Here is a 26,100-nt window from a genome sequence, read left to right on the forward strand (position 1 = left end):
GATCCTACTGCGCCCAGTGCTGGCAACGGGCAGAATAGATCGGGGAAGGGAAGGAGCGCACCCGAGAGAGGGGCTCGCGTATGGAATCAGCCCAGCGGATGCCCGCGGAAGGGCGGCAGCGCGTCGCGATCGCTCGCGTCGTTCCGGAACTGGACTGCGGGCGCTTTCCGGTCAAGCGGATCGTGGGTGACGAGTTCATCGTGGAGGCGGACATCTTCGCCGATGGACACGATGAGCTCGCTGCCGTGCTGCGCTACCGCGGGCCAGGGGAGACCGGCTGGCGCGAGGTTCCGATGACCTTCCTCGGCAACGACCGCTGGCGAGCCAGTTTCTGTCTCACCGAACTCGGTCTCTGGGACTATACCGTCCTCGCCTGGATCGATCGTTTCGCGACCTGGCAGCGGGATCTCCGCAAGCGGGTCGAGGCGGGGCAGGACGTACGGGTCGATCTCTTGATCGGCGCAGAACTGCTGGAGTCGATCGCCAGCGCGGCGACCGACCAGGACGCTTCGTTTTTCCGCGTCGTCGCTGCACGGCTGCGCAGCGATCCGGACGCGGTCGAGCTAGCGCTGGATCCGGAGCTCGCTGCGCGGGCTCGCGCCTGCGATCCGCGAGTGTTCGCCAGCGAGTATCCGCGGGTGCTGCGCGTGATGGTCGATCGCGAGCGAGCGCGCTTCAGCACCTGGTACGAACTGTTCCCGCGTTCCTGTGCGCCGGAGCCGGGGCGCCACGGCACGTTCCGCGACTGCGAGGCCTGGCTCCCCCATATTGCCGAACTCGGCTTCGATGTCCTCTATCTCCCCCCCATCCACCCGATCGGTCGCACGCACCGCAAGGGGAAGAACAACAGTCTGGTTGCCGGACCGGACGATCCCGGCAGCCCGTGGGCGATCGGGAGCGAGGAGGGTGGGCACGATGCGATCCATCCGCAGCTCGGGACGCTGGAGGATTTCCGGCGTTTCGTGGCCCGGGGGCGTGACTTCGGGATCGAGGTTGCGCTCGATCTCGCCTTTCAGTGCTCGCCGGATCATCCCTATGTGCGCGAGCATCCTGAATGGTTCCGCCGTCGACCGGACGGAACGATTCAGTATGCCGAGAATCCGCCCAAGAAATACCAGGACATCTATCCGTTCGACTTCGAGTCGCCGGCCTGGCGAGAACTCTGGCTCGAACTCTTGCGGATCGTCCGCTTCTGGATCGAGCAGGGGATCCGCATCTTCCGGGTCGACAACCCGCACACCAAGCCGTTCGCTTTCTGGGAGTGGCTGATCGCTGAGATCAAGCATGACTATCCGGAGACGATTTTTCTCTCCGAGGCGTTCACGCGACCGAAAGTCATGTATCACCTGGCCAAGCTCGGCTTCACCCAGTCCTATACCTACTTCGCCTGGCGGAACACCAAGGCAGAACTGGAAGCCTACTTCACCGAGTTGACCCAGACCGAGGTACGCGAGTTCTTCCGCCCCAATCTCTGGCCCAACACACCGGATATCCTGACCGAGTACCTGCAGACCGGTGGTCGGCCGGCCTTCCTCATCCGGCTCATCCTGGCAGCGACGCTCGGCGCCAGCTACGGGATCTACGGACCACCCTACGAACTCTGCGAGGCAACGCCGCTGGCCCCGGGGAGCGAGGAGTACCTGAACTCGGAGAAGTACGAGATCCGGCATTGGCAGCTCGATTCGCCTCACTCCATCGCGCCGGTCATCGCCCGCGTTAACCGGATCCGGCGCGAGAACCCCGCACTCCAGCAGGACTGGACGCTGCGTTTTCATCCGGTGGACAACGACGAGCTGATCGCCTATTCCAAGACGAGCCCCGATCGGCAAAACGTCATCGTCACGGTCGTCAATCTCGACCCGCACCATCGTCATGGTGGTTGGGTCACGCTCGACCTGGCGGCGCTCGGTCTGGAGGCCGATACACCGTACCAGCTGCATGACTTGCTGACCGGCGAGCGGTACATCTGGCATGGTGCCCGCAACTACGTCGAGCTCGATCCGCACGTCATGCCGGCGCATATTTTTGTCGTCCGTCGGCGCGTGCGCTCGGAACAGGACTTCGAGTACTACCAATGAGGTGCGTCCATGGCTGTCCGGCTGACTGAACGTCGTCGCCCTGCACCCGTGACCCAACTCGCCGACGATCCGCTCTGGTACAAGGACGCGATCATCTACGAACTGCACGTCCGCGCCTTCTTCGACAGCAACGGTGATGGAATCGGCGATTTTCCTGGGCTCACGCAGAAACTCGACTATCTCGAAGATCTGGGAATCACGGCAGTCTGGTTGCTTCCCTTCTATCCGTCCCCGCTCCGCGACGATGGCTACGATATCGCGGACTATACCGACGTCCACCCGTCCTACGGAACCTTGCGCGACGTCAAGGAGTTCATCCGGGAGGCGCATCGGCGAGGCATCCGGGTCATCACCGAGCTGGTGCTGAACCACACCTCGGACCAGCACCCCTGGTTCCAGCGCGCGCGTCGTGCCGCGCCGGGTTCGGTCTGGCGTAACTTCTACGTCTGGAGCGATACGCCGGAGAAATACAAGGAAGCTCGCATCATCTTCAAGGATTTCGAAACCTCCAACTGGGCATGGGATCCGGTCGCCAAGGCCTATTACTGGCACCGCTTCTACGCGCATCAGCCGGACCTCAACTACGACAATCCGGCGGTCCGACGCGCGATCCTGCGCGTCGTCGATTTCTGGATGCGGCTCGGCGTGGACGGCATGCGGCTGGATGCTGTCCCCTATCTCTACGAGCGCGAGGGGACGAACTGCGAGAATCTACCGGAAACCCACCAGTTCCTGAAGGAACTCCGGCGCTACATCGACGAGCGTTACCCGAACCGGATGCTGCTGGCCGAGGCGAACCAGTGGCCGGAGGACGCCGTCGCCTACTTCGGCAACGGTGACGAGTGTCACATGGCCTTCCATTTCCCGCTCATGCCGCGCCTCTTCATGGCGATCCGCATGGAAGATCGCTTCCCGATCGTCGACATCCTCTCTCAGACACCGCCGATTCCGGAAACAGCGCAATGGGCGCTCTTCTTGCGCAACCACGACGAGCTGACGCTCGAGATGGTGACGGACGAAGAACGCGACTATATGTATCGCGTCTATGCTCGCGACCCGGTCGCACGCATCAATCTCGGGATCCGTCGCCGCTTGGCCCCTTTGCTCGGCAACAACCGGCGACGGATCGAGCTCATGAACGGCCTGCTTTTCTCGCTCCCCGGGACGCCGGTCATCTATTACGGTGACGAGATCGGCATGGGGGACAACATCTACCTGGGCGACCGCAACGGTGTCCGTACCCCCATGCAGTGGAGCGCGGACCGCAATGCTGGTTTCTCCACCGCACCGCGCCAACGACTGTATCTCCCGGTGATCGTCGATGCCGAGTATCACTACGAAGCGGTCAACGTCGCGGCCCAGCAAGCGAACCCGCATTCGCTCCTTTGGTGGATGAAGCGCCTGATCGGGCTGCGCAAGCAGTTCAAGGCCTTCGGCCGCGGCTCCTTCGAGTTCATCCCCGTCGAGAACCGCAAGGTCCTGGCCTATGTTCGTCGGTACGAGCAGGAAACGATCCTGGTTGTCGCCAATCTCTCCCGCTTCGTCCAGTGGGCGGAATTGGACCTCTCCGCCTATCGGGGGCTGGTGCCGGTCGAGCTGTTCGGGCGCATCGAATTTCCGTTGATCGGCGACGGACCGTATCGCGTCATGCTGGGCCCGCACAGCTTCTATTGGTTCAGTCTCGAGCGACCGCGAGCTGGCGAGGAACCGGTGGAGATCACGACGAGCGAGCTTCCGCTCGTCCCGGTGCGCGAGAGCGAAGGGACCCTGGAACTGGGGAGCGGGCAGCGTGCGTTCGAGGAGATCCTGCCGCGTTACCTGCGCAAACGACGTTGGTTCGCTGGAAAGGCACGGCGGATCAAGCAGGTCCGCATCAGCGAGCAGGTCCCACTGGTGACCGGGGAGTCACCAGCGACCCTGGTTCTGGTCACGGTCGAGTACACCGAGGGGGATCCGGAGCAGTACGTCTTGCCGCTGGCGCTCGCCCGCGGTGAACGAGCCAGTGAGATCGTCGAGCGCACGCCCCATGCGGTCATCGCGCGAGCGTTGGTCGAAGGGAGCGAGGCCCTGCTCGTCGATGCCCTGGCGGAGCCGGCCTGCGTGCGGAGTCTGATCGAGCAGATCGGTCGTCGGCGCCGCTTCCGCGGCGAGCACGGCGTCATCGCGAGCCAGCCGACTGCCGCCTTCCGCCGCCTGGTTCGACCCGATGCGCCACTCCCGGAGCCGGTACTCAGTCGCGCCGAGCAGAGCAATACAACTGTCATCTTTCCGGATCGTGTGCTCTTCAAGTTGTATCGGCGGGTCGAACCGGGGCCGAATCCGGAGCTGGAGATGGAGCGCGTACTCAGCGAACGACTCGGCTTCCCACACGTGCCGCCGTTGGCCGGAAGCCTGGAGTACCAGCCAGCGCACGGTGAGCCGATGACGCTGGGGATCGTGCTCGGCTACGTGCCGAACGAAGGGGATGCCTGGCAGTACACGCTGGACGAACTGGCCGGTTTCCTCGAGCGGGCCCTGGCCTACAGCGAGGATCCTCCCTCGCTCCGGCTCGAGGTCGAGTCGCTCCTCGATCTGGCTGGCCAGACCCCACCGACGATGGTCTACGAGCTCATCGACACCTACGTGGAAGCCGTGCGCTTGCTCGGCCAGCGGACGGGGGAGCTGCACCGTGCACTGGCCAGCGTGACCGACGACCCGGCCTTCGCGCCGGAACCGTTCTCCATGCTCTACCAGCGCTCGCTCTATCAAGCGATGCGCAGCCACCTGCTGCAGACGCTCGCTTTGCTGCGCCAGCAGCTCGCGAGTCTCCCGGTTTCTACCCGCGAGCAAGCGGATGCGGTGCTCCAGCGCGAGCGCGAGATCGTGCAGGTCTACCAGAAGCTCCTCCAAAAGCTCTTGCCCGCGCAGCGGACCCGCTGTCACGGCGACTATCACCTCGGGCAGGTGCTCTATACCGGCCGGGACTTCGTCATCATCGATTTCGAGGGAGAGCCAGCGCGCCCGCTCAGCGAGCGGCGACTGAAGCGCTCGCCGTTGCTCGACGTGGCGGGGATGCTCCGCTCCTTCCACTATGCGGCCTCGGCAACGCTGCTCGAGCAGCAGCAACGTGGCTTGCTGTCCGATCTCGCTCGAGCGGAGGCCTGGCTGCGCTTCTGGTACGGCTGGGTCTCGGCGGTCTTCTTGCAAGGCTACCTGGAAGTGGTGGGCTCGACGGCACTCGTCCCGAGCGATTCCAAGGACCTGGGGACGCTGCTCGAGGCGTACCTCATGGACAAGGCGATCTACGAGATCCGCTACGAGCTCGGCCATCGCCCCGACTGGCTGGCGATCCCGCTGGGCGGTGTCCTCGAGCTGCTGCGGGCGCGGGAGGGGAGCGCATGACGACGCGCCAGGCCTTGCGCCAGCTGGCGCGCGAGGCGGGTATCCAGTTGGCGTATCGCGATCTCGCTGGACAGCGTCAGGTGGCGAGCGATGCGGCCCTGCTCGCTGTTCTGCGCGCGCTCGGTTTTCCCATCGGCACGCCGGAGGAGGCACCAGCCTTGCTCGCGGAGTGGCGGCAGGCACGGCTGGCTCGTCGGTGCGAGCCGGTCCAGGTGTGGCGAGCCGACCGCGGTACGCCGCGGCTCCAGCTCGTGCTTCCCGCGTTCCAGGAAGGGCGTTTCGAACTCGTCGTCCAGCGCGAGGATGGAGCGGTGCTGGAACTGCTACCAGCTGAGCGACGCTGGTCGCAGCACCAGGTCGGGCAGTCCGGCATCCCCGAGCTGCCTGGATATCGGGTGGAACTCGCCCTGCCGTACGAATTCCCTCTCGGCTACCATGAGATGGTGATTCGTTGTCCGGATGGCCAGGAGGCGCGGACGCTGCTCATCGTCCGTCCACCGACGGTGGCGCTGCCTCGCGCGGTCGGAATCGAACGGACCTGGGGAAACTTTCTGCCGCTCTATGCGCTCTGGCGCGACGAGCCGGGTGACGGCGCGACCTACACGAGACTCGACGAACTCGTCGCCTGGACGCGCGAACGCGGTGGGGAATTCGTCGGAACGCTCCCGCTGCTCCCGACCTTCCTGGGCGAGCACCCTTACGACCCGAGTCCCTATGCACCGGTCAGTCGGCTCTTCTGGAGCGAGTTCTTCGTCGATCCAGGCTGGTCTCCTTTTCCCGAGCTGGTGAGGGCGAGCCCGTTGGTCGTGTCTCCGGATGAGCAGGGGAATCGGTTCGTCGATTACCGGGCGACCTGGCGGGAGCGCTTCCAGATGCTGGCCGTACTGGCGCGGGAGGTCGCTCGGCACGAGCGGGCGCGGAGCGAGGTGGAAGCATGGCTGGCCCAGCGGCCGCTGGTATCGGACTACGCCAGATTCCGCGCGGCGGTTGACCAGGGTGAGCACCTGCCCCCACCTCGCCAGTACCGCGAGCAGGACCAGGGTCTGGATGAGGCCGCGTGGATCTATGTGGTCGCCCAGTGGCTGGCGAACCAGCAGCTGGCTGCCGTGGGGAAGGAGAGACTCTACCTCGATCTCCCGCTCGGCGTGCACCCGGAAGGGTTCGATGTGTGGTATTGGCCGGAACTCTTCGCTCAGGGGGCCAGCGCTGGTGCTCCGCCCGATCCCTTCTTCGCTGGGGGGCAAGTGTGGGGATTCCCGCCGCCGCATCCGGAGCGGATGCGGGAGGACGGCTATCGCTACCTGCGAGCGGTGCTGGCACATCACCTGCGGGCAGCGCGCCTGCTTCGGATCGATCACGTGATGGGTTTCCATCGACTCTACTGGGTGCCGGCCGGAGCGAGCGGGCGCGAAGGGGTCTACGTCCGGTATCCGGCCGAGGAGTTCTACGCCATACTGGCGATCGAAAGCCAGCGTGCCGGTTGTGCCGTCGTCGGGGAAGATTTGGGCACGGTGCCGCGGGCGGTTCGCCAGGCGATGCGGCGCAATGGCTTGCTCCGCATGTACGTGCTGCCGTTCGAGCGCCGGGACGGTCAGTTCACCGAGCCGGCGCCCGACGTCGTGGCGAGTCTGGTAACTCATGATCTGCCACCGTTCGTCGCCATCTGGGATGAGTGGGGGCCGGGTATTCAGGAAGCGGTGCTCGGCTGGCTGGCCGAGCGTGGTTCGCTACCCGAGTCGGAACGCGATCGCCGAGCAGCGGTTTTGCTCGGCGTGCTCCACTTTCTGGCGGAGAGCCCGGCGGCGGTCGTGGTGGTCAACGTGGAAGACCTCTGGTTCGAGCGGGAGCCGCAGAACCGCCCCGGAACGGGGCTGGAAATGCCGAACTGGCGGCGCCTGGCCCGCGTCGGCTTGGCGAGCTTCACTCGTGATCCGTTCGTCACGCGTGCGCTCGCCATCGTCGAGACGGCACGGAAGGGAGGAGGGGGATGACTGGTCGGCCAGTAGGCCCGGCGTGCCATGATCGCTCGCTGCTGACGGAGCACGATGTCTACTTGTTCAGCGAAGGGACATGGCTCCGTGCCTACGAGAAAATGGGCGCTCATCCCTGCGTGCTGGATGGCGAGGAAGGAGTCTACTTCGCGGTCTGGGCACCGAATGCCGAGCGCGTCTCCGTGGTGGGCGACTTCAACGATTGGACGCCGGGCAAGCATCCGCTCTGTCCTCGGGGCTCTTCCGGTATCTGGGAGGGGTTCATCCCAGGACTCGGCCCGGGAGCCCGCTACAAGTATCACCTCGTTTCTCGCTATCATGGCTACCAAGTTTTCAAGGCGGATCCTTACGGTTTCCGACATGAATGTCCACCCGGTACTGCCTCGATCGTCTGGGATCTCACCTACGAGTGGCAGGACGGCGACTGGATGCGACGGCGCGGGCGAGCCAATGCCCTGGATGCGCCGATGCAGATCTACGAGGTGCACCTCGGGTCCTGGATGCGGGTCCCGGAAGAAGGGAACCGCTGGCTGACATACCGGGAAATCGCTCCCAAGCTCGCGGAGCACGTGCAGCGCATGGGCTTCACGCATGTCGAGTTCTTGCCGGTCATGGAGCATCCCTTCTACGGTTCTTGGGGTTACCAGATCACCGGTTACTTCGCACCGACTGCGCGCTACGGCACACCTCAGGATTTCATGGCGCTCGTCGATGCGCTGCACCAGCAGGGAATCGGGGTGATCCTGGACTGGGTCCCCTCCCACTTTCCCACTGACGAGCACGGGCTCGTCTTCTTCGACGGGACCCACCTCTACGAGCACGCTGACCCGCGCAAGGGATTCCATCCGGACTGGCACACCGCGATCTTCAACTACGGGCGCAACGAAGTACGCACGTTCCTCTTGTCCAGCGCGATGTTTTGGCTGGACCGCTACCACGCTGACGGGCTGCGCGTCGATGCGGTGGCCTCCATGCTCTATCTCGATTACTCGCGCGGCCCGGGGGAGTGGATTCCCAACGAGTACGGTGGGCGCGAGAACCTGGAAGCGATCGCCTTCCTGCGCCGCCTGAACGAGGAGATTTACCGGTACTATCCAGATGTCCAGACGATCGCCGAGGAATCGACTGCCTGGCCGATGGTCTCCCGGCCGACCTATCTCGGTGGGCTGGGCTTCGGGCTGAAATGGGACATGGGATGGATGCACGATACGTTGCTCTACTTCAGCCGCGACCCGATCTATCGAAAATACCACCATCACGAACTCACGTTCCGTATGCTCTATGCCTTTACGGAGAACTTCGTGCTTCCCCTCTCGCACGACGAGGTGGTGCACGGGAAGGGCTCACTCATCGCCAAGATGCCCGGTGACGATTGGCAGAAATTCGCCAACCTGCGACTGCTTTACGGCTACCAGTACACCCAGCCTGGCAAGAAGCTCCTGTTCATGGGAGCGGAGTTGGCCCAGTGGCGGGAGTGGGATCACGAGACGAGTCTCGACTGGCATCTCCTGGAGTACGCGCCTCATCGTGGGGTCCAACGGTGGCTGGCTGATCTGAACCGACTCGCGTGCCGCGAACCCGCGCTCCACGAGCGCGATGTGTGGCCTGACGGATTCGAGTGGATCGACTGTAACGATGCCGAAAACAGCGTTCTCGTTTACTTGCGGAAGAGCTGTGACCCAGCGGACACCCTGCTGATCGTCTGCAATTTCACCCCCGTGCCGCGACAGAACTACCGTGTCGGTGCTCCGGCTCCCGGATTCTGGCGCGAGTTGCTCAACAGCGATGCCCGCGAGTACGGGGGGAGTGGCTGGGGCAATCTGGGTGGTGTGGAGACTGTGCCGGTTCCCTGGCATGGCCGACCGTACTCGCTCGTCCTCACCCTGCCGCCGCTCGCGATCCTGATCTTCAAGCGTGCGACCGAGGGGAGCGTCCGGTGAGGTACGTCTGCATTCATGGCCACTTCTATCAACCACCCCGGGAAAATCCCTGGCTGGAGGTGGTCGAACTCGAGGACAGCGCGTATCCGTATCACGATTGGAACGAGCGGATCACTGCCGAGTGTTATGGCCCCAACGCGTGGTCGCGGATCCTCGATGCGCGTGGCCGGATCACGCGCATCGTCAACAACTATGCCTGGATCAGTTTCGACTTCGGCCCGACGCTCCTCTGGTGGCTCGAGCAGGCGGCTCCCGAGGTCTACCAGGCGATTTTGGAGGCAGACCGACAGGGGCGCCAGCGGTTCGGTGGGCATGGCCCAGCCATCGCGCACCCCTATCATCACGTCATCTTGCCCCTGGCGAACGAGCGCGATCGGCGCACTGAGCTGCTCTGGGGTATCCGAGACTTCACGTACCGTTTCGGGCGACGTCCGGAAGGGATCTGGTTGCCCGAAACGGCGGTCGACCTCGCGACCCTGGAAGTCGTCGCGGAGTTAGGCATCACGTTCACCATCCTGGCACCGCACCAGGCGGCTGCAGTGCGACCGCCCGGGTTCTCCGGCTGGCAAGACGTGTCCGGCGGGCGTGTGGAAACGACACGACCCTACCGCGTGACGCTCCCGTCTGGCCGTGAGTTGGTCGTCTTTTTCTATGACGGTGCGATCGCTCGCGATGTCGCCTTCGGTGACCTGCTCCAGGACGGGCGGCGGCTGGCGGCCCGCTTGTTGGCAGCAGCGAGCGATACGGTCGATCGCCTCGCGCATATCGCGACCGATGGCGAAACCTATGGTCACCATCACCGGTTCGGTGACATGGCGCTGGCGGCGGCGATCGCGGCGCTGCGGGCCGAGCGCGATGCGCGAGTCGTGACGTACGGTGCCTATCTGGCCGCGCACCCGGCGACGTGGGAAGCGCAGATCGTCGAGGAGACCTCGTGGAGCTGTGCCCACGGGATCGAGCGCTGGCGCAGCAACTGTGGCTGCCAGACCGGTGCTCATCCCGGCTGGACGCAGGAATGGCGCGCGCCGCTGCGGGCTGCGCTCGATTGGCTGCGCGATACCATCGCGCCGCTGTACGAACGGCACCTGGGGGCGCTGCTCCGCGATCCCTGGGCTGCCCGCGACGATTACATCGAAGTCGTGCTCGACCGCTCCCCGGACAACGTCCGGCGCTTCTTGGAGCGCTGGCAGGTGCGCGCGCTCCAGCCGGAAGAACAGGTTCGCGTTCTGGAAGCTTTGGAACTCCAGCGGCACGCGCTCCGCATGTACAGCAGCGATGCCTGGTTTTTCGACGAACTGTCCGGCTTGGAGACAGTCCAAGCCTTGCAGTCGGCAGCGCGCGCTCTTCAGATCGCCGAGGAACTCTTTCAGGTTCCGCTCGAGCAGGAATTCGTCGAGCGGCTGGCACAGGCTCCCAGCAATCTCCCGCAATACCAGAATGGCCGCGGTGTCTGGGAGCGACTGGTGCGTCCAGCCCGAGTCGAGCTGGCCAACGTGGCAGCGCACTATGCCTTGAGCGCGCTCTTCGAGGAGTATCCGGAGCGAGCTGCCATCGGCTGCTATGAGGTAGAGCGCCTGGAGGGAACCGCTCAACGCGCGGGGCGAGCGCATCTCTACGTGGCGCGAGTCCGCGTCCGCTCCAGCTTGACGGGGCGGCAGCAGGCCTTCGTGACAGCAGCGCTGCACCTCGGTGAGCACAACCTGGTCGGTGGGGTCGAACCGGATGGTACGCCGGAACGCTACCGACAGGTCCTCGCTGCGGTGAACGAACCGTTCGCTCGCGCTGATCTGGCAGAGACGGTTCGGGCACTCGATCGCGCCTTCGGCCGCGCCGAGTACTCGCTCCGGTCCTTGTTCAAGGACGAGCAACGCAAGCTGGTCGACACCATCTTGACCGCGACGCTCGCCGAGGCCGAAGAGCTCTATCGGCACTTGTACGAGGACAGCCAGCCGCTGATGCGGTTCCTCAGCGAACTCGGCGTTCCCATCCCCCGCGCTTTCCTGACTGCTGCCGAGGTGACGGTCAACGCCGATCTCCGGCATACGCTGGCCGAACCGCGACCGTCGATCGAGCGGCTCGAGCAGTTATTCCGAGAAGCTGAAACCTGGCAGCTCGATCTCGATCACCCGGGGCTGGCCTATGCCGTCCAGGAGGCGATGGAGACGCTGGCGACCGAGTGGCGCGCGAACCCCCAGGACGTCGCTCTCATGGAGACACTCGCTGGCCTGGCTCGCGTGGCGGCGCATATCCGGGAGCCGATCAACACCTGGCGCGTCCAGAATATCGCGTACGAGCTACTGCTCCGGGAGTTCCCGGGACAACGCGTCCGAGCCGAAACAGGCGACGCGGTTGCCCAGAACTGGTTGACCTGGTTCCGAGCGCTGTGCGACGTTCTCTGGATCGCGGTGGACGGCGGCGAGAGCGGGATCAGCGCAGCCTGAGGAGACGATGCCAGGCGAAACGACGGCGCTGGTCTTCGGCGCGGCGAACGGCCTCCGCATGGGCGCGATCGGCGAGGGTGTCGTCGAGCGGCGGGAGTTCACCCGACCAGCCGTGCAGTTCGAGGGCACGCGCGATCAGGTAATCGGCGAGACGAGGGTTCTTGGGGAGCAGCGGGCCGTGGAGATACGTGCCGATCGCGTGCCGATAGCGACAACCCTCGCTTCCGTCTCGCCCGTTGTTTCCCCAGCCGATGCGGACGCGGCCGAGCGGGCGAGCGCTAAGCCCGAGGAACGTTTGCCCGCTGTGGTTCTCGAAGCCGACCAGTTCGCCGAACTCGTCCGAGTCCACGACGATGTTCCCGATCATGCGCCGCGACCCGGCGATCGTCCAGGCATCGAAGAGACCGAGACCTGGGAGTTCGGGGCCACCATGCGGCCGATAGAAGTGTCCGAGGAGTTGGTAGCCGCCGCAGACGGCCAGGAGCGGAACTCCGCGTTCGATCTCCGCCCGCAGCGTTTCGCCTTTGGGCCCGGCGAGGTCGCGCGCGGCGGCGATCTGTTCGCGGTCTTGGCCTCCGCCCCAGAAGAAAAGATCGCAGCGACCCGGCTCGAGCGGATCGCCCACACCGATCTCCAGCACGTCGACCGCGATGCCGCGCCGACGGCAGCGTTCCACGAGCGTGACGATGTTCCCGCGATCACCGTAGATGTTCATGGTCCGTGCGTAGAGCCAGCCGATCGTCAGGTGCATCGGTCGCTCCCTCACTGGCGCCAGAACTCGCGAGCCAGCCCCCGTCGGGCGAGTTCCCGCCGGAGTTCCAGCAGCGCGGTGTAGGTCGCCAGGACCCAGCCGCCACTGCCGGGTGGAAGCGTTTCCACCCAGCGATCCAGCGCGGTCGCGACGCCAGCGAACTGGTGTGCTGGCGCGATCCCAGCGTAGGCGAGCCGGAGCGCCATCTCTGCGCTGCGGATGCCTCCGGTACTGACTGGTGCGCTGAGTGCCTGCAAAGGTTCGAGATCGACGTCCCAGAGCCAGGAAACGTCTCGCCCATCCGCGTCCAGATCGTTGATCAGGATGAGGACCGGCTGCGGCTGGGCAGCACCGGCGATCAGGCGGATCGCCTCGTTGAAGCCGGTCGGATTCTTGACGAGCAGCAGGGTGACGGTTCGTCCCGCGAGTTCGACGCGCTCTTGTCGGCCAAAAGCTGCCGTCACTCCCGCGAGCCCCGCGGCGAGTTGCTCGGGTGCGAGCCCCAAAGCCAGACTCGCCGTGGCCGCCGCCAGCACGTTGTAGGCGTTGTACACGCCAGTGAGCTGGCTCTGGAGGACGAGTTCCCGCTCGTCGGACACCGCTTCGACCGCGAGTAGCCCGTGCTCCGTTCGCACACAGCGACCCGCAACAGTCAGTGGGGGACGAGCGAACGGACAAGCCGTACAGCGGTAGGCACCGAGATGGCCGAGAAAAACCTGCTCGTACGCGAGCGGAGCACCGCACCGCGGGCAAGAGCGCCAGTCGGCAGCATGCGGCAGGGCAGGCAGGGCGATGCGGGGGTCAGCGAGCCCGAACGTCCAGCGGCGATCCGCGAACCGCTCGGTCAGCGCAGCGAGGATCGGGTCATCAGCATCGACCACGAGGAGCGTCTCCAGTGGAAGCGAGTCCAGGGCGCGTTCCCAGACGCGGACGATCGTTTCCAGTTCACCGTACCGGTCGAGTTGGTCGCGGAACAGGTTGAGCAGGACGAGCAGGCGAGGACGCAGCGCCTGGGCGATCTCCGGAAGGGCGAACTCGTCGACCTCGAAGATGCCTAGGTCACGGTGGACCGTGCCTGACCAGTCGATCGTTTCCAGCAACGTGGCAGCGATGCCACGCGGCAGGTTGCTCCCCGACCGGTTGTGCACGATCGTCAAGCCGGCCGATTCGAGTGTTCCAGCCAGGAGCCGCGCAGTCGTCGTCTTGCCGTTGGTTCCCGCGATGAGGACTGCCCCCTGCGGAAGCGCGCGACCTGCCGTAGTCAGGAAATCCGGCGCGATGCGGAGTGCGAGCAATCCCGGAAGCGCCGTGCCACCGCCGAGCCGCAGGCGGCGAGTTGCCTGAACTGTCAGCCGACCGGCTGCGATGGCGAGCAGCGTCGAAACGTTCATGCCTCCAGTCTACTGGGTCGCACTGCTCACCAGCACGCTGGCTGTGCGGAGCGATGGGATATCGACGAGCGGTCGGACGGTCAAGCGCAGCTCGTCGTCAGCGACCTGGCGCGAGCCGCCGATCACCACACCGATGACGAGACCTGGCGGAATGCCGGCGGTGCGTCCCGACGTGACGACGAGTTCGCCGTTTCGATACGGCGTGTCCGGAGGAAGGTGCCGGAGAATCAGCAAACCGCTTCCTCGCCAGCCCTGGCCATAGACGATCCCTTCGGCGCCCGATTCCGAGAGTTGCGCGCCGAGCTGGATGGAGGGGTCGGTCACCGCGGTCACCTGGGAGCGGTCAGGCTCGACCCGTGTCACGATGCCCACGAGGACGTTGGGATCCAGCACTGCCATACCGATGCGGATTCCTGCCTCGCTGCCTCGATCGATGACGAAGACCCGTTGTGGTCGTTCCGGATCGAATCCGATGATGCGTGCCGGGACGAGCTGGAGTCCAGGATGCTCTTGCTGAAAACGCAACTGGGCGCGCAGCTGGTCGAGTTCCTGCTGCGCTTGTCGCAGGCGGGCGACCTCGGCGAGGAGCGCGTTTCGCTCCGCGCGCAAGCGCTCGACTTCCGCACGGAGTTCGCGCTCGGAGCTTGTGGCGGGAACAGGAAGGGACGCGAAGACTGGTGCGATGCCGCGCTGGACATCCGTGACCAGGCCGGTCAGCGGAGCGGTGATCCCGCCCAGTCGCTGCTGGCGGTCGAGAACCACGAGCACCGTGCTGGCCAGGAGGAGGATCACGATGAAGAGCGTCGTGCGCTTGAGCGTGAGCGGCATGCCTCATCCGTGTCAGGTCGTCGAGCTCGAAGCAGCCGGTACGCGTCGTTGTTGCGTCCCTTGCAGAGCGCGCTGGTAGAGGTGGAGCGCTTCCGCGACGCGGCCCGTGCCGCGAGCGACACAGGTCAGCGGGTCGTCGGCGAGGTAGACCGGGATCCGGAGTTCAGCCTGGAGACGCTTGTCCAGGCCCATGAGGAGTGCCCCGCCGCCCGCGAGCACGATCCCTCGCTCCATGATGTCAGCCAATAGTTCCGGTGGCGTCTCTTCGACGCAGGAGCGGACCGCCTCGATGATCTGGTTGACTGGTCCGGCGATCGCTTCGCGGATCTCGACCGAACTCACTTCGACCGCTTTGGGCAGGCCAGTGAGCACGTCCCGCCCCCGCAAGACGACCCGCCGTTCTTCTTCGAGCGGGTAGGCGGAGCCGGCGGCGATCTTGGCGTTCTCGGCGGTCCGCTCACCGATGATCAGGTTATGGTCACGTCGTGCCCACTGGACGATCGCCTCGTCGATCTCGTCTCCTGCCACGCGGATGGAGCGATTGACGACGATGCCACCCAGCGAGATGACCGCGACCTCGGTCGTCCCACCGCCGATATCGACGATCATGCTGCCGACCGGCTCGTTGATGGGAAGACCGGCGCCGATGGCAGCCGCCATCGGCTCCTCGATCGTGTACGCCTCCCGAGCGCCGGCACTGAGTGCGGCATCCTTGGCAGCACGCTTTTCCACTTCGGTGACGCCGGAGGGGATACCGATGACGACTCGTGGATGGGGAGTCAGGAGTTGCTGCGCGTGGACCTTCCGGATGAAATAGTGCAGCATGATCTCCACGGTATCGAAGTCGGCGATGACTCCGTCCTTGAGCGGACGGACGGCGACGATCGTATCCGGTGTTTTGCCGACCATCGCCTTGGCTTCGACGCCGACAGCCAGTACCCGCCGCGTCTTCTTATCGACCGCGACAACGGATGGCTCGGAGATGACGATACCCTTGCCGCGCACGTAGACGAGCGTGTTCGCCGTGCCCAGGTCGATACCGAGGTCGCGGCTGAACAACCCGAACAGTGCGCTGAGTGGTCGAATCATGGTCGTGCCCTTCCTCTCACCGGCCTCATCCCAGGTAGAGCGCCGGGTCCTGGTAGACGCCGTTGTACATGATGATGAAGTGGACATGCGGGCCGGTCGAGTAGCCGGTGCTCCCCATCGGGCCGATGTACTGTCCCTGGTTGACCCACTGTCCGACCTGCACTGGTGGTGGTTCGGCCATGTGCCCGTACCAGGTCACGAAGCCGTTTCCGTGATCGATCGCAACGGCGTACCCGAGCCCGTAGTTGTTCCACCCGCTGAAAATGACCGTTCCGCTGTCAGCCGCCACGATCGGTGTGTACATGTTGTTGGCGATGTCCCACCCGTTATGCCGGGCATGGAAGTACTGCGTGATGACCCCGGTCGTCGGCCAGATGAAGGAGCCACGGGGTGCTTGGCGCTGAGCGGGTGGATTGCTCGGCGCTGATGCCCGTGGGGCGGGAGGCGGCGGTGGTGGCGGCGGTGGCGGGGGTGGCTCACCGCCCGGGATCATCACGAGCTGGCCGACGCGCAGGACGCCGTTCGGCCCGATCCCGTTCATAGGGTAGTTGCGGATCGCGTCCGGCTCGACTCCCCAGTACTTGGCCAAGGATTCGATCGTGTCGCCTTCCTTGACTTTGACCATGACGCCATCGGTCGGCAAGATCGCCAGCTGCTGGCCGGGATAGATCAGTTCAGGATCAGGCAAGGAGTTCGCCCAGGTGATCGTCTGCACCTTGAGGCCGAAGCGCTGGGCGATCTTCCAGAGCGTATCCCCTTCCTGGACGGTGTACATGACCACGCGGTCGCGTTGGGGCATCTTGCCACCCGGTACCATGATCAGGCGATTCGGCACCAGATCGGTGTCACGCTGCACGCCGTTGGGCTCGTAGCCGGTGATCGCGTCGGGTTGCACACCGTAGCGTGCCGCGATCGCCTCGATCGTGTCGCCCTCGCGCACCAGGTGCAGCATGCCATCGACTGGTGGAACGCGGAGCTGCAGCCCAGCCGGTAACGGTGCTCCAGGATCGAGGAGATTGTTCGCCCAGAGCAGCGTCTCGATGCTCCGGCCAGTCGCTCGCGCCACATCGTAGATCGTTTCTCCCGCTGCCGTCACATAGGTATCGAGCACGAGGACATCTGGCTTGACAGCGAGCCCGCCCGTCGCCAGATAACCGATGCGCGGATCGCTCACCGTCAGATCGGGAACGCTCGCGACCGGTTGGCCCTGCGCGCCGGGCAGGACGTCCTGGATCACCGTGATCTGGTCGGTTCCAGCTGCGACACGGATCGGCACGGGGCGTCGCCAGAATCCTCCGCCGATCGCAACTGTGGCGACGCAGACGACGACCGCGAGATGGAGGCACCAGCGTCCGATCGTGCGAGTCGTCCACCGGCGCTGGAGCCGCTGCTCCGTTCGTTTCGGTGCATGCAGGAGAGGTCGTGGCGGTTTAGGAGGGGCGACGACGGTGCCGTTCGCACTGCCCGCGAACACACCATTGCTACGAGCAGCGAGCCGCTCGTGCACTGCGTCGGTCGATTCGATCGCGGGGTACCCGTTCCGATGCCCATTCGCTGGTTCGCGCGCGGCGTCCAGCTCAGGCGTCCAGCCGAAGCGCACCTCTCGGGTGGCGGACGGCTCACGATACTCCTCGCTCGGCGGGTTGGTCGGCATCGTCCCTATCCGGCTTCCCTTCCCTCAGCGGCTCGTCGATTCGCTCGTCGTGATGCCGAACTCGCCGATTACCCGATCCTCACGCGCAGGATAACATGTCCGGTGGCATCCGTCAAATCCAGGGCGGCAATTTCGGCGGTTTTCTGCCTCACCGGAAAGTCCCGCATTCCCGCCTTCACGGATCGTTCACTGTACGGTACGATGGCAGAAGACAGTGGATGAGGGCGCTCAGTGATGGAAGAGACCCGAACCAGAACAGCGCAGGGGCTGACGACTCTGCCGACCGAAACCGTGCATGCCATCGTGAATCCGGTGGCAGGAAGCGGTCGTCCGGCTCGTGCCTGGCCGGCAGTGCGTCGTCGCCTGGAGTCGCTCGGCCTGCGCGTGGAGGAAGTGCACACGACCGAGCCGGGGGCGGGGATCGCTCTGGCTCGGCAACTGGTCGAACGTGGCGCCCGAGAACTCCTGGTCATCGGTGGCGATGGCACAGTGAACGAGGTCGTCAATGGCTGTGTGGATGCGCAGGGACAACCGATCGGCCCGGTGACGATCACCATCGTGCCGTGCGGGACGGGGCGCGATTTTCCACGGCTCTTCGGTATCGTTCGCCCGGAACAGGCGGTCGATCTCCTGCGCTACGGGCAGCGCTGCCGCGTCGATATCGGCGCGATCCGCTTTCGCGCCTGCGATGGCTCCTCCCGTCAGCGCTACTTCGTCAACATGGCGGATATCGGGCTCGGGGCGGAGACCGCGGCCTGGGTGAGCCAATCGACCAAGCAACTCGGTGGGTTCCTCGCTTATCTGGTCGGCGCGATGCGGACGATTCTCCGTCATCGACCGGCCGAACTCACGATCGAGATCGAGGGCACGACAGTGTTTCGCGGCCCAGCGCTCATGGTCGCGCTGGCCAACGGCCGCTTTCATGCCGGTGGCATGCGGATCGCACCGATGGCGTCGGTGACGGACGGGAAGCTGGAAGTCTTCGCCTTGCGTCACGTCTCGCGATTCGCCCTGCTCGGTTCCCTGCTTCCGGCGGTCTATCGAGGGACGCACCTTGGTCATCCAGCCGTCGAGCATTGGACCGCTCGTCGAGTCGCGGTGCGCAGTGTCGAGCCTGTGCGGATCGAAACGGATGGTGAGGTGGTGGGGACGACAGATATCGAGGCGTGGGTCGCCCCCAAGGCGTTGTCTCTTCGCGTGCCGCGTGGCGCCTGCGACGGTTCTGCTTGACCCCGCGATAACTCCTCTGCCACAATCGGGCGATGGGGTATGGCCCGACACGAGAACAGTCGAGGAGAACGACGCGAACGATGACGACAGAGCAAAAGATGTACAACCAGGTCGAGGCGCTCGCCGAGGCATTGCGTCTTCTTTCCGAAGAGCCGGAAAGCGGCACGTTTACCATCTATGGGGAACCGCCAACTCCGCGCCTGCGCTGGTTTGTCGAGGGTCTGCGGCAGGAACTGGAGCGGCACGGTCACATCTACCATGAGCAGCCGATTCCCGATATCCGGCTCGTGCTCAGCGTCTTCCAGCATGATCGGCCGCGCCGTTATCGCCGCAAAGCGCAGGCGACGTTCGTCGTCGGCATTACCGAGCTCCCGGAGCGTCCGGCGGACGTCCTGAGCGCTTGCTATCCCTTCCTGCTCTATGCGCTCGCGAACCTCGTGCTCATCTTGGTTCCGGGGCCGGAAGGACCAGAGGCGCATTTCGTCACCCTGGAGCGCGGTCATTACGGTATCCCCTATCAAGAAGGCGAGGACGCTCAGTTTTTCGCGACGATCTACGAGCGCTTGCATCCCCTGGCGGCATCGCATCTCGTCATCAACAACGTGTTCCGCACCGACCTCGAGCCGGAACTCTGGAACGGTGACGAGATCACGGAGCAGATCTCGCGGGCCGGGAAGCGACTGGAAGCGATGAACCTGCTCCCCGCACCGTTTCCCGTTCACGAACTCCTGAGCGAGGATGACTTGCGGCACGTCAAGCGCCTGTACGGCCTCGGCGGGCTGAGCTACGGCAACTTGAGCGCCCGCAAGGATCGGCACCGCTTCTGGATGAGTGCCAGTGGCGTGAACAAGGCGCAGCTCGAGGTCATCGGCCGGGACATCCTGCTGGTCAGCGGGTTCGATCCCACTATTCCTGCCATCGTGTTGAGCGTCCCGCCCAACGTCGAACCGCGTCGGGTTTCGGTCGATGCGATCGAGCACTGGATGATCTACCAGCAACATCCGGACATCGGTGCGATCGTCCATGTCCATGCCTGGATGGATGGTATCCGCTCGACCGAGATCAATTACCCGTGCGGGACGCTGGAGCTGGCACTGGCGGTCTCCAACGTGCTCGCCCAGGAGCCTGATCCGACGCGAGCGGTGATCGGCCTCAAGAATCACGGGGTGACGATCACCGGGCGGAGCATGGACGAGATCCTGGAGCGCATCGATGGGAAGCTGATCCCGCAAGTCCCGATGGCCTGATCGCAGCGAGCGTAACCTACTGGGGATGTCGTCTCGGTTCGGTTGCGCTCGAGCGGTGATCCCCTCAGACTCGGTTGCCGCCGGAAAAGGCGAAGACGGCCTTGATGACGCCGTTCGCCCCTTTGCCAGTCACCGTCGCCAGCGCTTCCTGGTACTCGGCGAGTGCGAAGCGATGGGTGACGAGCCAGCCCAACTCGACGCGACGCTCGGCCATCAGCCGCACTCCATGGGCGATGCTCGAGGCACGGATGCCGTCCAGTTCTTCCTCCGCATAGGCCATCGACCCACGGATCTCGACCTCGCGCAGCCAGATCGGCGTCCAGTCCACGTTGCGTGGGTCGCTGGCCAGACCGACGAGGACCACGCGCCCGCCAGCCCGCGTGAGCGTGAGCGCGTCGTGGACGGACCGACTGGAACCCACACAGTCGAATACCTGGTCGACCCCACCCTGGACCAACCAGCGACCGAAGCGTGCACGCAGGACACGCGCACCCGTGAGGCGCGCGATCTCGCGATAGAGCGCCGGGCCTGTCCGCCCCAGGAGAACGAGATCGGCTCCGAGTCGCTCGGCAGCTCGGGCTTGGAACGGATACTTTGCCGTCACCAGGATGCGGGCTTGCGATCCGATCGCCCGCAGTGCGGCGACCGTCAGGAGTCCGATGATGCCAGCACCGAGGACGAGAACGGTCGCTGTGTCGGGAGGTCGGTTTTGGAGCACTGCATGGAGCGCGACACCGAACGGCTCGGCCAACACGGCTTCCTCGTCTGTCAGCTGGTCAGGGATCGGGATCAGCTGTGCTCGGTGAGCGACGAAACTGGCGCTCCAGCCTCCACCCGTGTCGCGGCAGAAGCCGATCATGATACCGGGCGCGATCGTGCCTTCGCGGAAGCGGAGACAGCGGTTCGGGAGACCACGCGCGCACTCGCTACATGGTTCCCGAAAACCGCGTGCGGCACACGCGAGCAGCGGGTTGACCGTGACGCGTTGCCCGACCCGAAAGCCATCCACTGCTGAGCCGAGCTCGCTGATCTGTCCGGTTACCTCATGGCCGAGCGTGAAAGGGAAAGAGACCAGCGGCGAGGTGGTCGGGCTGGCGTGCAGGGTGATCAGTCCGACGTCGCTTCCACAGATCCCACTGTAGCGCGTGGTGATCCTGACCCATTCTGGTGTCGGCAGGCGGGGCTCGGGGACGTCGCGTAACTGGAGAAGCCCGAGGCCGTTCCAGTACGCCGCAGGTTGCCAGCGACCGACCGCCTTGGCCAAGAGATAGCGCGGTACACTCTCCACGATCTGGAGCGCGAGCATCGATCCTCCCTTACGCACGGGCCGGGCCGGAGACGATGCGGCCTGGCATGGCTCCGGTGTGGATACCGTCGCGGAGCACGCAGACGCCGTTGACCCAAACGGAGCGGATTCCGGTTGCAAGCTGGTGCGGATCCTCGAACGTGGCTCGATCGGCGACCGACTCGGGATCGAAAACGACGAGGTCGGCGAAGAAGCCGGGGCGCACCTGTCCGCGGTCGCGGATTCCCAGCCGGTCTGCCACTGCCGAGGTCATCTTGCGGATCGCCTCTTCCAGTGTCAGGTCGCGCAGTTCCCGCACGAAGCGGGCCAGGACGCGGGGGTAGGTGCCGTAGGCGCGCGGATGCACGGGACCCTCGGCACGCGCCCAGGCCGGATCGAGTCCACCGGCATCGGTCGCGACCTTGATCCAAGGCTGCCGGAGCGCTGCCCGCACGTTCGTCTCGTCCATCACGAAGTAGATCGTGAAGATATTCCGTCCTTCGATCGAAAGGAGATCGATCGCGGCATCGATCCAGTCCTGCCCGCGCTCCGCTGCGATTTCGGAGAGCCGCTTACCGACGAAGCGCAGCAGGCTGGGATGGTGCAGACCGACCGGCATGATCCCCTCCGGGCCGGCCTCGGTGCCGAGCGCTTCCCAGTCGCCGGACGGGTTGGTGACCTCTCGCCGAATCCGCTCGCGCATGGCGGGGTCGCGCAGGTTCTCGTAGAAGCGTCCGCCGGCTGCCACCCAGGGTGGCAAGACGGAGGCAAGACCGGTTCCCGCTGCGGTGTAGGGGTAGACGTCGGCGGTGACGTCGATTCCGTCGCGTCGAGCGCGCTCGATCCGTTCCAGCACGCTGGGAAACTTCCACCAGTTGCGGCGTCCCGATGCCTTGAGGTGGTAGATCTCGACCGGGATGCCAGCCTGCTGGCCGATCTGGATCGCTTCCTCGAGCGCCTCGAAGAGTCGCTCACCCTCGGAACGGATGTGCGTGATGTAGAGGCCGCCCCAGCGCGCCACTTCCCGGCAGATTTCCACGATCTCGTCGGTGGAGGCATACGCGTCGGGAGGATAGATCAGCGCGTAGGCGACCCCGAAGGCTCCATCTTCCATCGCTTCGGCGACGAGACGCCGCATGGCGGCGATCTCGTCCGGGCTCGCCGGTGACATGTCGTAGCCCTTGACGTACTCGCGGAGCGTTCCACCAGCCAGGAAGGAACCGATGTTCGGTGAGACCCCACGCTCGACCATCGCTTCGAGCCAATCGCGGAAGCGCCGCCACTGCCGCGCGCGCTCTTCCCATTCGGGTAAGCGACGAGCGAAGTAGGCGCTGGGGATCGGTTCGCTGATGCGGCCTCCGAACGGGGCTGGTGTCCACCCCTCACCCATGATCTCGGTCGTGACTCCCTGCGCGATCTTGGAGAGCGAGCGACCATCGCGCATGAGCGGGTAGATCGAGTGGCTCTGGATGTCGATGAAACCAGGAGAGACGACGCACCCGCTCGCATCGACCACTTCGCGCGCGTTCCTCGGCTCGATCCGACCGGGTGGCGCGACGGCGACGATCCGGTCGCCGCGGACGGCGACGTCGGCCTGAAACCAGGGATTCCCGGTCCCGTCCACCACGCGCCCGTTGCGGATGAGGAGATCGATCTCCATGCTCGCCCTCCCAGCTCGCTCAGTCGAGGCTATCGTAACGCAGCCGGGCGAGCGGGGCGAGGGACCAGCCTCGCTTCAGGAAGAGCGGTGCTCACGCCACTGCTCGTACTCGCGGCGTGCTTCCTCGGAAAGCGGATAGTACTTCCGCAGGTCCCCGCCAGCAGCGAGGCGTTCCCGGGCGAACTCCTCCCACTCGGCGTGCTCATGGGCATCGGCCAGGACGGCTTCGGCGAGCTTGCGCGGTACGACCACCGCGCCGTCGTCATCGGCGATGATGATGTCACCCGGAAAGATCAGTCGCTCACCGCAGGCGATGGGGACATTGACTGCGAAAGGAAAGAGATCGGTTTGAGTGTGGAAGTTCGGGGTGACGCCGCGTAGCCAGAGTCCGAGGCCGAGCTGTTTGACGCGGGGAAAGTCGCGGATACAGCCGTCGACGACGACGCCGACGCCGCCTTTGGCTTTGAAGTACGTCAGCATCATCTCACCGAATACACCCGACCCCAGGTGACCACGCGCGTCGACCACGACGACATCGCCTGGCTGGGCTTTGTAGAGGACATGGCGATGCAGCTGCCGCTCGACGTCCCCATACTCCTCGAGCGTATAGACGTCCTCGCGCTTCGGCATGAACTGCAAGGTGAGTGCCGGGCCGACAACTTTGATACCAGGGTTGAAGCTCACCAGCCCGCGCAGGTGGGAATCGCGGATACCGAGCCGATACAGCGCACCAGTCGCCGCTGCGCTACTGACGTCGGCCTGGAGCGCGTCGAGTAGCTCGCGCGGCGGTCGCTCGATGTCGGGAATAGCGGAGTTGACGACCATCACTCTCCCCTTACAGCCATACAGCCGAGTCAATCGAAGAAGCCTTGGTCTTCCTCAGCGAGATACCGGCTCGCCTTCTCGGTATCGAAGTGCACACCGAGACCTGGCCGATCCCAGACTGTGATGCAGCCATCGACGACGATCGGATCAGGCAAGCCGACAACGATGTTATACCACCAGTCCGGCTTGGCGACCGGATACTCGAAGGCGATGAAGTTATCCGGCAAGGTCGCGCAGACGTGAACCAGCGCAGCAAGACCAATAAGTCCATTGAAGATCCCGTGTGGTGCGATGAGGAGACCGTGAAGGTCGGCATATTCGGCGATCCACTTGAGTTCCGCCAGGCCGCCGACATCCGCTGGGTCCGGGCCGATCACGCGGACCGCATGCCGCTCGATGAGCTCGACGAAGTTCTGCCGGAGATAGATCTGCTCACCGGTATGGATCGGCACGGTCGTCTGGGTTGTCACCTCGCGGTAGAGGTCAGCAAGGACGTACGGCGTATAGTCACCGGTGATCAAGTCTTCGAGCCAAAGGACGTTCAAGTGCTCGATAGCTCGCGCAAAGCGGATCGCGTCCGGAACGGTCCAACCGGGGCCGCAGTCGAGTGCGAGCCCGATCTCGTCGCCGAGTTCCGCCTTCATCGCTTCGACGCAGGCTACGAGATGACGCAGGCCGCGTTCGGTGAGAGGCCCTCGGTTGAGGTAGGGAGCGGCACCGCTCACCGGCTCGCCATATCGGGCGCCGGGGATCGCGTTCAGCATCGGCCCGTGGTAGCCCAGTGCCACTTTGACGATACTGAAGCACTCGCGGGCACGCTTCATGAACGCGACATGCTCGACGAAGTCCTCGGGAGCGTATCCGCGCAGTGGCTGGCGTACCCCGCCGTTGTAGACACGGACGCGATCGCGGACCTTGCCACCGAGGAGCTTGTAGACGGGGATCCCGTAGGCTTTGCCGGTAATGTCCCAGAGAGCCATCTCGATCGCGCTGACGGCGCTTCCCCACGGCTTGAATGAGCCCAGGCGCCTGATCTTCCGCATGACTCGCTCGACATCGGTGGGATCCTCGCCGAGAAGGTGGTCGCGAAAGAGCAGAAGCTGGGGTTTTACATACGGCTTCGTCGACTCGACCTGGCCGTAGCCGTCGATCCCCTCGTCTGTCACGATCCGGACGACCGGGCTTCCCGCGATGACTGCACAGCGGAAATCAACAATCCGCACAGTTCCACCTCGTGATCTCGACGCGCTCCTCGTAAGAGTCTACACGAAGAGTTTTGGGCTAGAACACAGCGCTGGGAACAGATGAGCTTTGGCGATCAGAAGCAGTCGGCCGAAGGCGCACAGCGCGTCTTCACAACTGTACTGTGGTGATCCGACTCAGAAATGGGGCACGACCCAAAACAGGCGCGCGCAACCGGAAGAGTCCTCCGGCACCCCATCCCTCTGTCTCCTTGCGATCCCCTCCTGCCGTCGTGATGTACAGATCGGAGTATCCCGCTCCCCCGAACGTCACGCTCGAAACCTTGCGTGCGGGGAGCGAGAAGCGGCTGAGCAGCTCGCCGGTCGGAGAATAGCGGTACACTGCGCCACCATCCCAGCGCGCTGACCAGAGACACCCTTTGGTATCCACGGTGAGACCGTCAGGGACTCCTTCTCCTTCAGGAATGACGATGAGCGCTCGCTGGTTCGACACGCTGCCGGTCATACCGTCGTAATCGAAAGCATAGATCGTGCGATCGGTCGAGTCGGTAAAGTAGAACGTGCGAAGGTCAGGAGAGAAATCCATCCCGTTCGGGATACCCACCCGATTGAGGATGACCCGGAGAGATCCATCCGGATCGATCCGGTAGAGTCGCCCAGGGCGATCCGGTGTCGCCATGGTACCACAGAAGACACCTCCCAAGGGATCGGCCACGACGTCGTTGAACCGCGTGTGCCGCTCCGCTGGCAGCTCGTCGATGAGGGTTTCGACCACTCCTTGACGCCAGAGGCGGATCGCGCCGCGCGCCATGAACAGGAGCAGCGCTCCATCTTCTTGGATAGTGAAGCCGCCGATCGGCTCCCCTGGCCCGTAGACGAGTGCATGTGTTCCCGTCGCTGGCTCGTAACGGAAGAGTCGGCCATCGGCGATATCGATCCAGTACACACACTGCTCGATCGGGTGCCAGAGCGGACCTTCCCCGACCACGCAGGAGTAGTCTGCGACCAGCTCTAGCTCGCTCACCCCTTGCACCCCTTTCCTGCCTCCTCCTATGATTAGAATCCGGCCACGAGCTGTTGTCGAGGCTTCTGACAGCGTAGAGCGGC

At 64.7% G+C, this 26,100-nt stretch carries 17 protein-coding genes; 7 read left to right on the forward strand and 10 right to left on the reverse strand.

Features of this window, described 5'->3' with window-relative positions; genetic code table 11:
* Positions 1-80: 80 nt before the first annotated feature.
* The 5 genes from TRD_RS09015 to TRD_RS09035 are packed head-to-tail and all read left to right on the forward strand — an operon-like array spanning position 81 to position 11,831.
* A complete protein-coding gene (locus tag TRD_RS09015; RefSeq protein WP_015922872.1) occupies positions 81-2,078 on the forward strand; it encodes an alpha-1,4-glucan--maltose-1-phosphate maltosyltransferase in 1,998 nt (665 codons plus the stop codon).
* A 9-nt stretch (positions 2,079-2,087) separates the two neighbouring features.
* Complete coding sequence (gene treS / locus TRD_RS09020; RefSeq protein WP_015922873.1) at positions 2,088-5,459, forward strand: maltose alpha-D-glucosyltransferase; 3,372 nt, start codon at positions 2,088-2,090, stop codon at positions 5,457-5,459.
* Positions 5,456-7,450, forward strand: a complete 1,995-nt coding sequence (locus TRD_RS09025; protein WP_015922874.1) for a 4-alpha-glucanotransferase — start codon at positions 5,456-5,458, stop codon at positions 7,448-7,450. Before treS ends, TRD_RS09025 begins: the two co-directional genes overlap by 4 nt.
* Positions 7,447-9,390 carry a 1,4-alpha-glucan branching protein GlgB gene (gene glgB, locus TRD_RS09030; protein WP_015922875.1) on the forward strand — a complete coding sequence of 648 codons (1,944 nt, stop codon included), beginning with the start codon at positions 7,447-7,449 and terminating at the stop codon, positions 9,388-9,390. The genes TRD_RS09025 and glgB overlap by 4 nt, the downstream gene beginning before the upstream one ends.
* Positions 9,387-11,831, forward strand: a complete 2,445-nt coding sequence (locus TRD_RS09035) for a DUF3536 domain-containing protein (protein WP_015922876.1) — start codon at positions 9,387-9,389, stop codon at positions 11,829-11,831. The genes glgB and TRD_RS09035 overlap by 4 nt, the downstream gene beginning before the upstream one ends.
* Here TRD_RS09035 and TRD_RS09040 read toward each other — a convergent pair.
* Genes TRD_RS09040 through TRD_RS13775 form a run of 5 tightly spaced genes read right to left on the reverse strand, consistent with a single transcriptional unit; the run spans position 11,818 to position 17,544 of the window.
* Entirely contained in the window at positions 11,818-12,582 is a 765-nt protein-coding gene (locus TRD_RS09040) for a type 1 glutamine amidotransferase (RefSeq protein WP_015922877.1), read from the reverse strand. The two genes, TRD_RS09035 and TRD_RS09040, sit on opposite strands and share 14 nt — an antisense overlap.
* An 11-nt stretch (positions 12,583-12,593) precedes the next feature.
* The gene (locus TRD_RS09045) at positions 12,594-13,973 is read right to left on the reverse strand and encodes a Mur ligase family protein (RefSeq protein WP_015922878.1); all 1,380 of its coding nucleotides are present in this window, start codon (positions 13,971-13,973) and stop codon (positions 12,594-12,596) included.
* A gap of 9 nt (positions 13,974-13,982) precedes the next feature.
* Positions 13,983-14,801, reverse strand: coding sequence for a rod shape-determining protein MreC (gene mreC / locus TRD_RS09050; RefSeq protein WP_015922879.1), 819 nt, complete (start codon positions 14,799-14,801; stop codon positions 13,983-13,985).
* A gap of 12 nt (positions 14,802-14,813) precedes the next feature.
* Positions 14,814-15,890, reverse strand: coding sequence for a rod shape-determining protein (locus TRD_RS09055; RefSeq protein ID WP_015922880.1), 1,077 nt, complete (start codon positions 15,888-15,890; stop codon positions 14,814-14,816).
* A gap of 25 nt (positions 15,891-15,915) precedes the next feature.
* Positions 15,916-17,544, reverse strand: coding sequence for a LysM peptidoglycan-binding domain-containing protein (locus tag TRD_RS13775; RefSeq protein WP_015922881.1), 1,629 nt, complete (start codon positions 17,542-17,544; stop codon positions 15,916-15,918).
* 234 nt (positions 17,545-17,778) lie between these two features.
* On the opposite strand from TRD_RS13775, the gene TRD_RS09065 reads away from it, so the two are divergent.
* Together TRD_RS09065 and TRD_RS09070 are read left to right on the forward strand one after the other, a co-directional pair.
* Entirely contained in the window at positions 17,779-18,774 is a 996-nt protein-coding gene (locus tag TRD_RS09065; protein ID WP_143714676.1) for a diacylglycerol/lipid kinase family protein, read from the forward strand.
* A gap of 80 nt (positions 18,775-18,854) precedes the next feature.
* Positions 18,855-20,021 carry a class II aldolase/adducin family protein gene (locus TRD_RS09070; RefSeq protein ID WP_226980697.1) on the forward strand — a complete coding sequence of 389 codons (1,167 nt, stop codon included), beginning with the start codon at positions 18,855-18,857 and terminating at the stop codon, positions 20,019-20,021.
* Between the two features lie 64 nt (positions 20,022-20,085).
* On the opposite strand, the gene TRD_RS09075 is transcribed toward TRD_RS09070, so the two are convergent.
* From TRD_RS09075 to TRD_RS09095, 5 genes are all read right to left on the reverse strand, one after another.
* Positions 20,086-21,327 (reverse strand): zinc-dependent alcohol dehydrogenase, encoded by a 1,242-nt coding sequence (locus tag TRD_RS09075; RefSeq protein ID WP_015922884.1) that lies wholly within the window; start codon positions 21,325-21,327, stop codon positions 20,086-20,088.
* A gap of 10 nt (positions 21,328-21,337) precedes the next feature.
* Positions 21,338-22,966, reverse strand: coding sequence for an N-acyl-D-amino-acid deacylase family protein (locus tag TRD_RS09080; RefSeq protein ID WP_015922885.1), 1,629 nt, complete (start codon positions 22,964-22,966; stop codon positions 21,338-21,340).
* Between the two features lie 75 nt (positions 22,967-23,041).
* Positions 23,042-23,791 (reverse strand): ribonuclease activity regulator RraA, encoded by a 750-nt coding sequence (locus TRD_RS09085; RefSeq protein ID WP_015922886.1) that lies wholly within the window; start codon positions 23,789-23,791, stop codon positions 23,042-23,044.
* Between the two features lie 29 nt (positions 23,792-23,820).
* A complete protein-coding gene (locus TRD_RS09090) occupies positions 23,821-25,014 on the reverse strand; it encodes a mandelate racemase/muconate lactonizing enzyme family protein (RefSeq protein ID WP_015922887.1) in 1,194 nt (397 codons plus the stop codon).
* 130 nt (positions 25,015-25,144) lie between these two features.
* Entirely contained in the window at positions 25,145-26,017 is an 873-nt protein-coding gene (locus tag TRD_RS09095) for an SMP-30/gluconolactonase/LRE family protein (protein WP_143714677.1), read from the reverse strand.
* Positions 26,018-26,100 lie beyond the last annotated feature (83 nt).

It is taken from the genome of Thermomicrobium roseum DSM 5159 (genome assembly GCF_000021685.1).
Taxonomy (GTDB): Bacteria; Chloroflexota; Chloroflexia; order Thermomicrobiales; family Thermomicrobiaceae; genus Thermomicrobium; species Thermomicrobium roseum.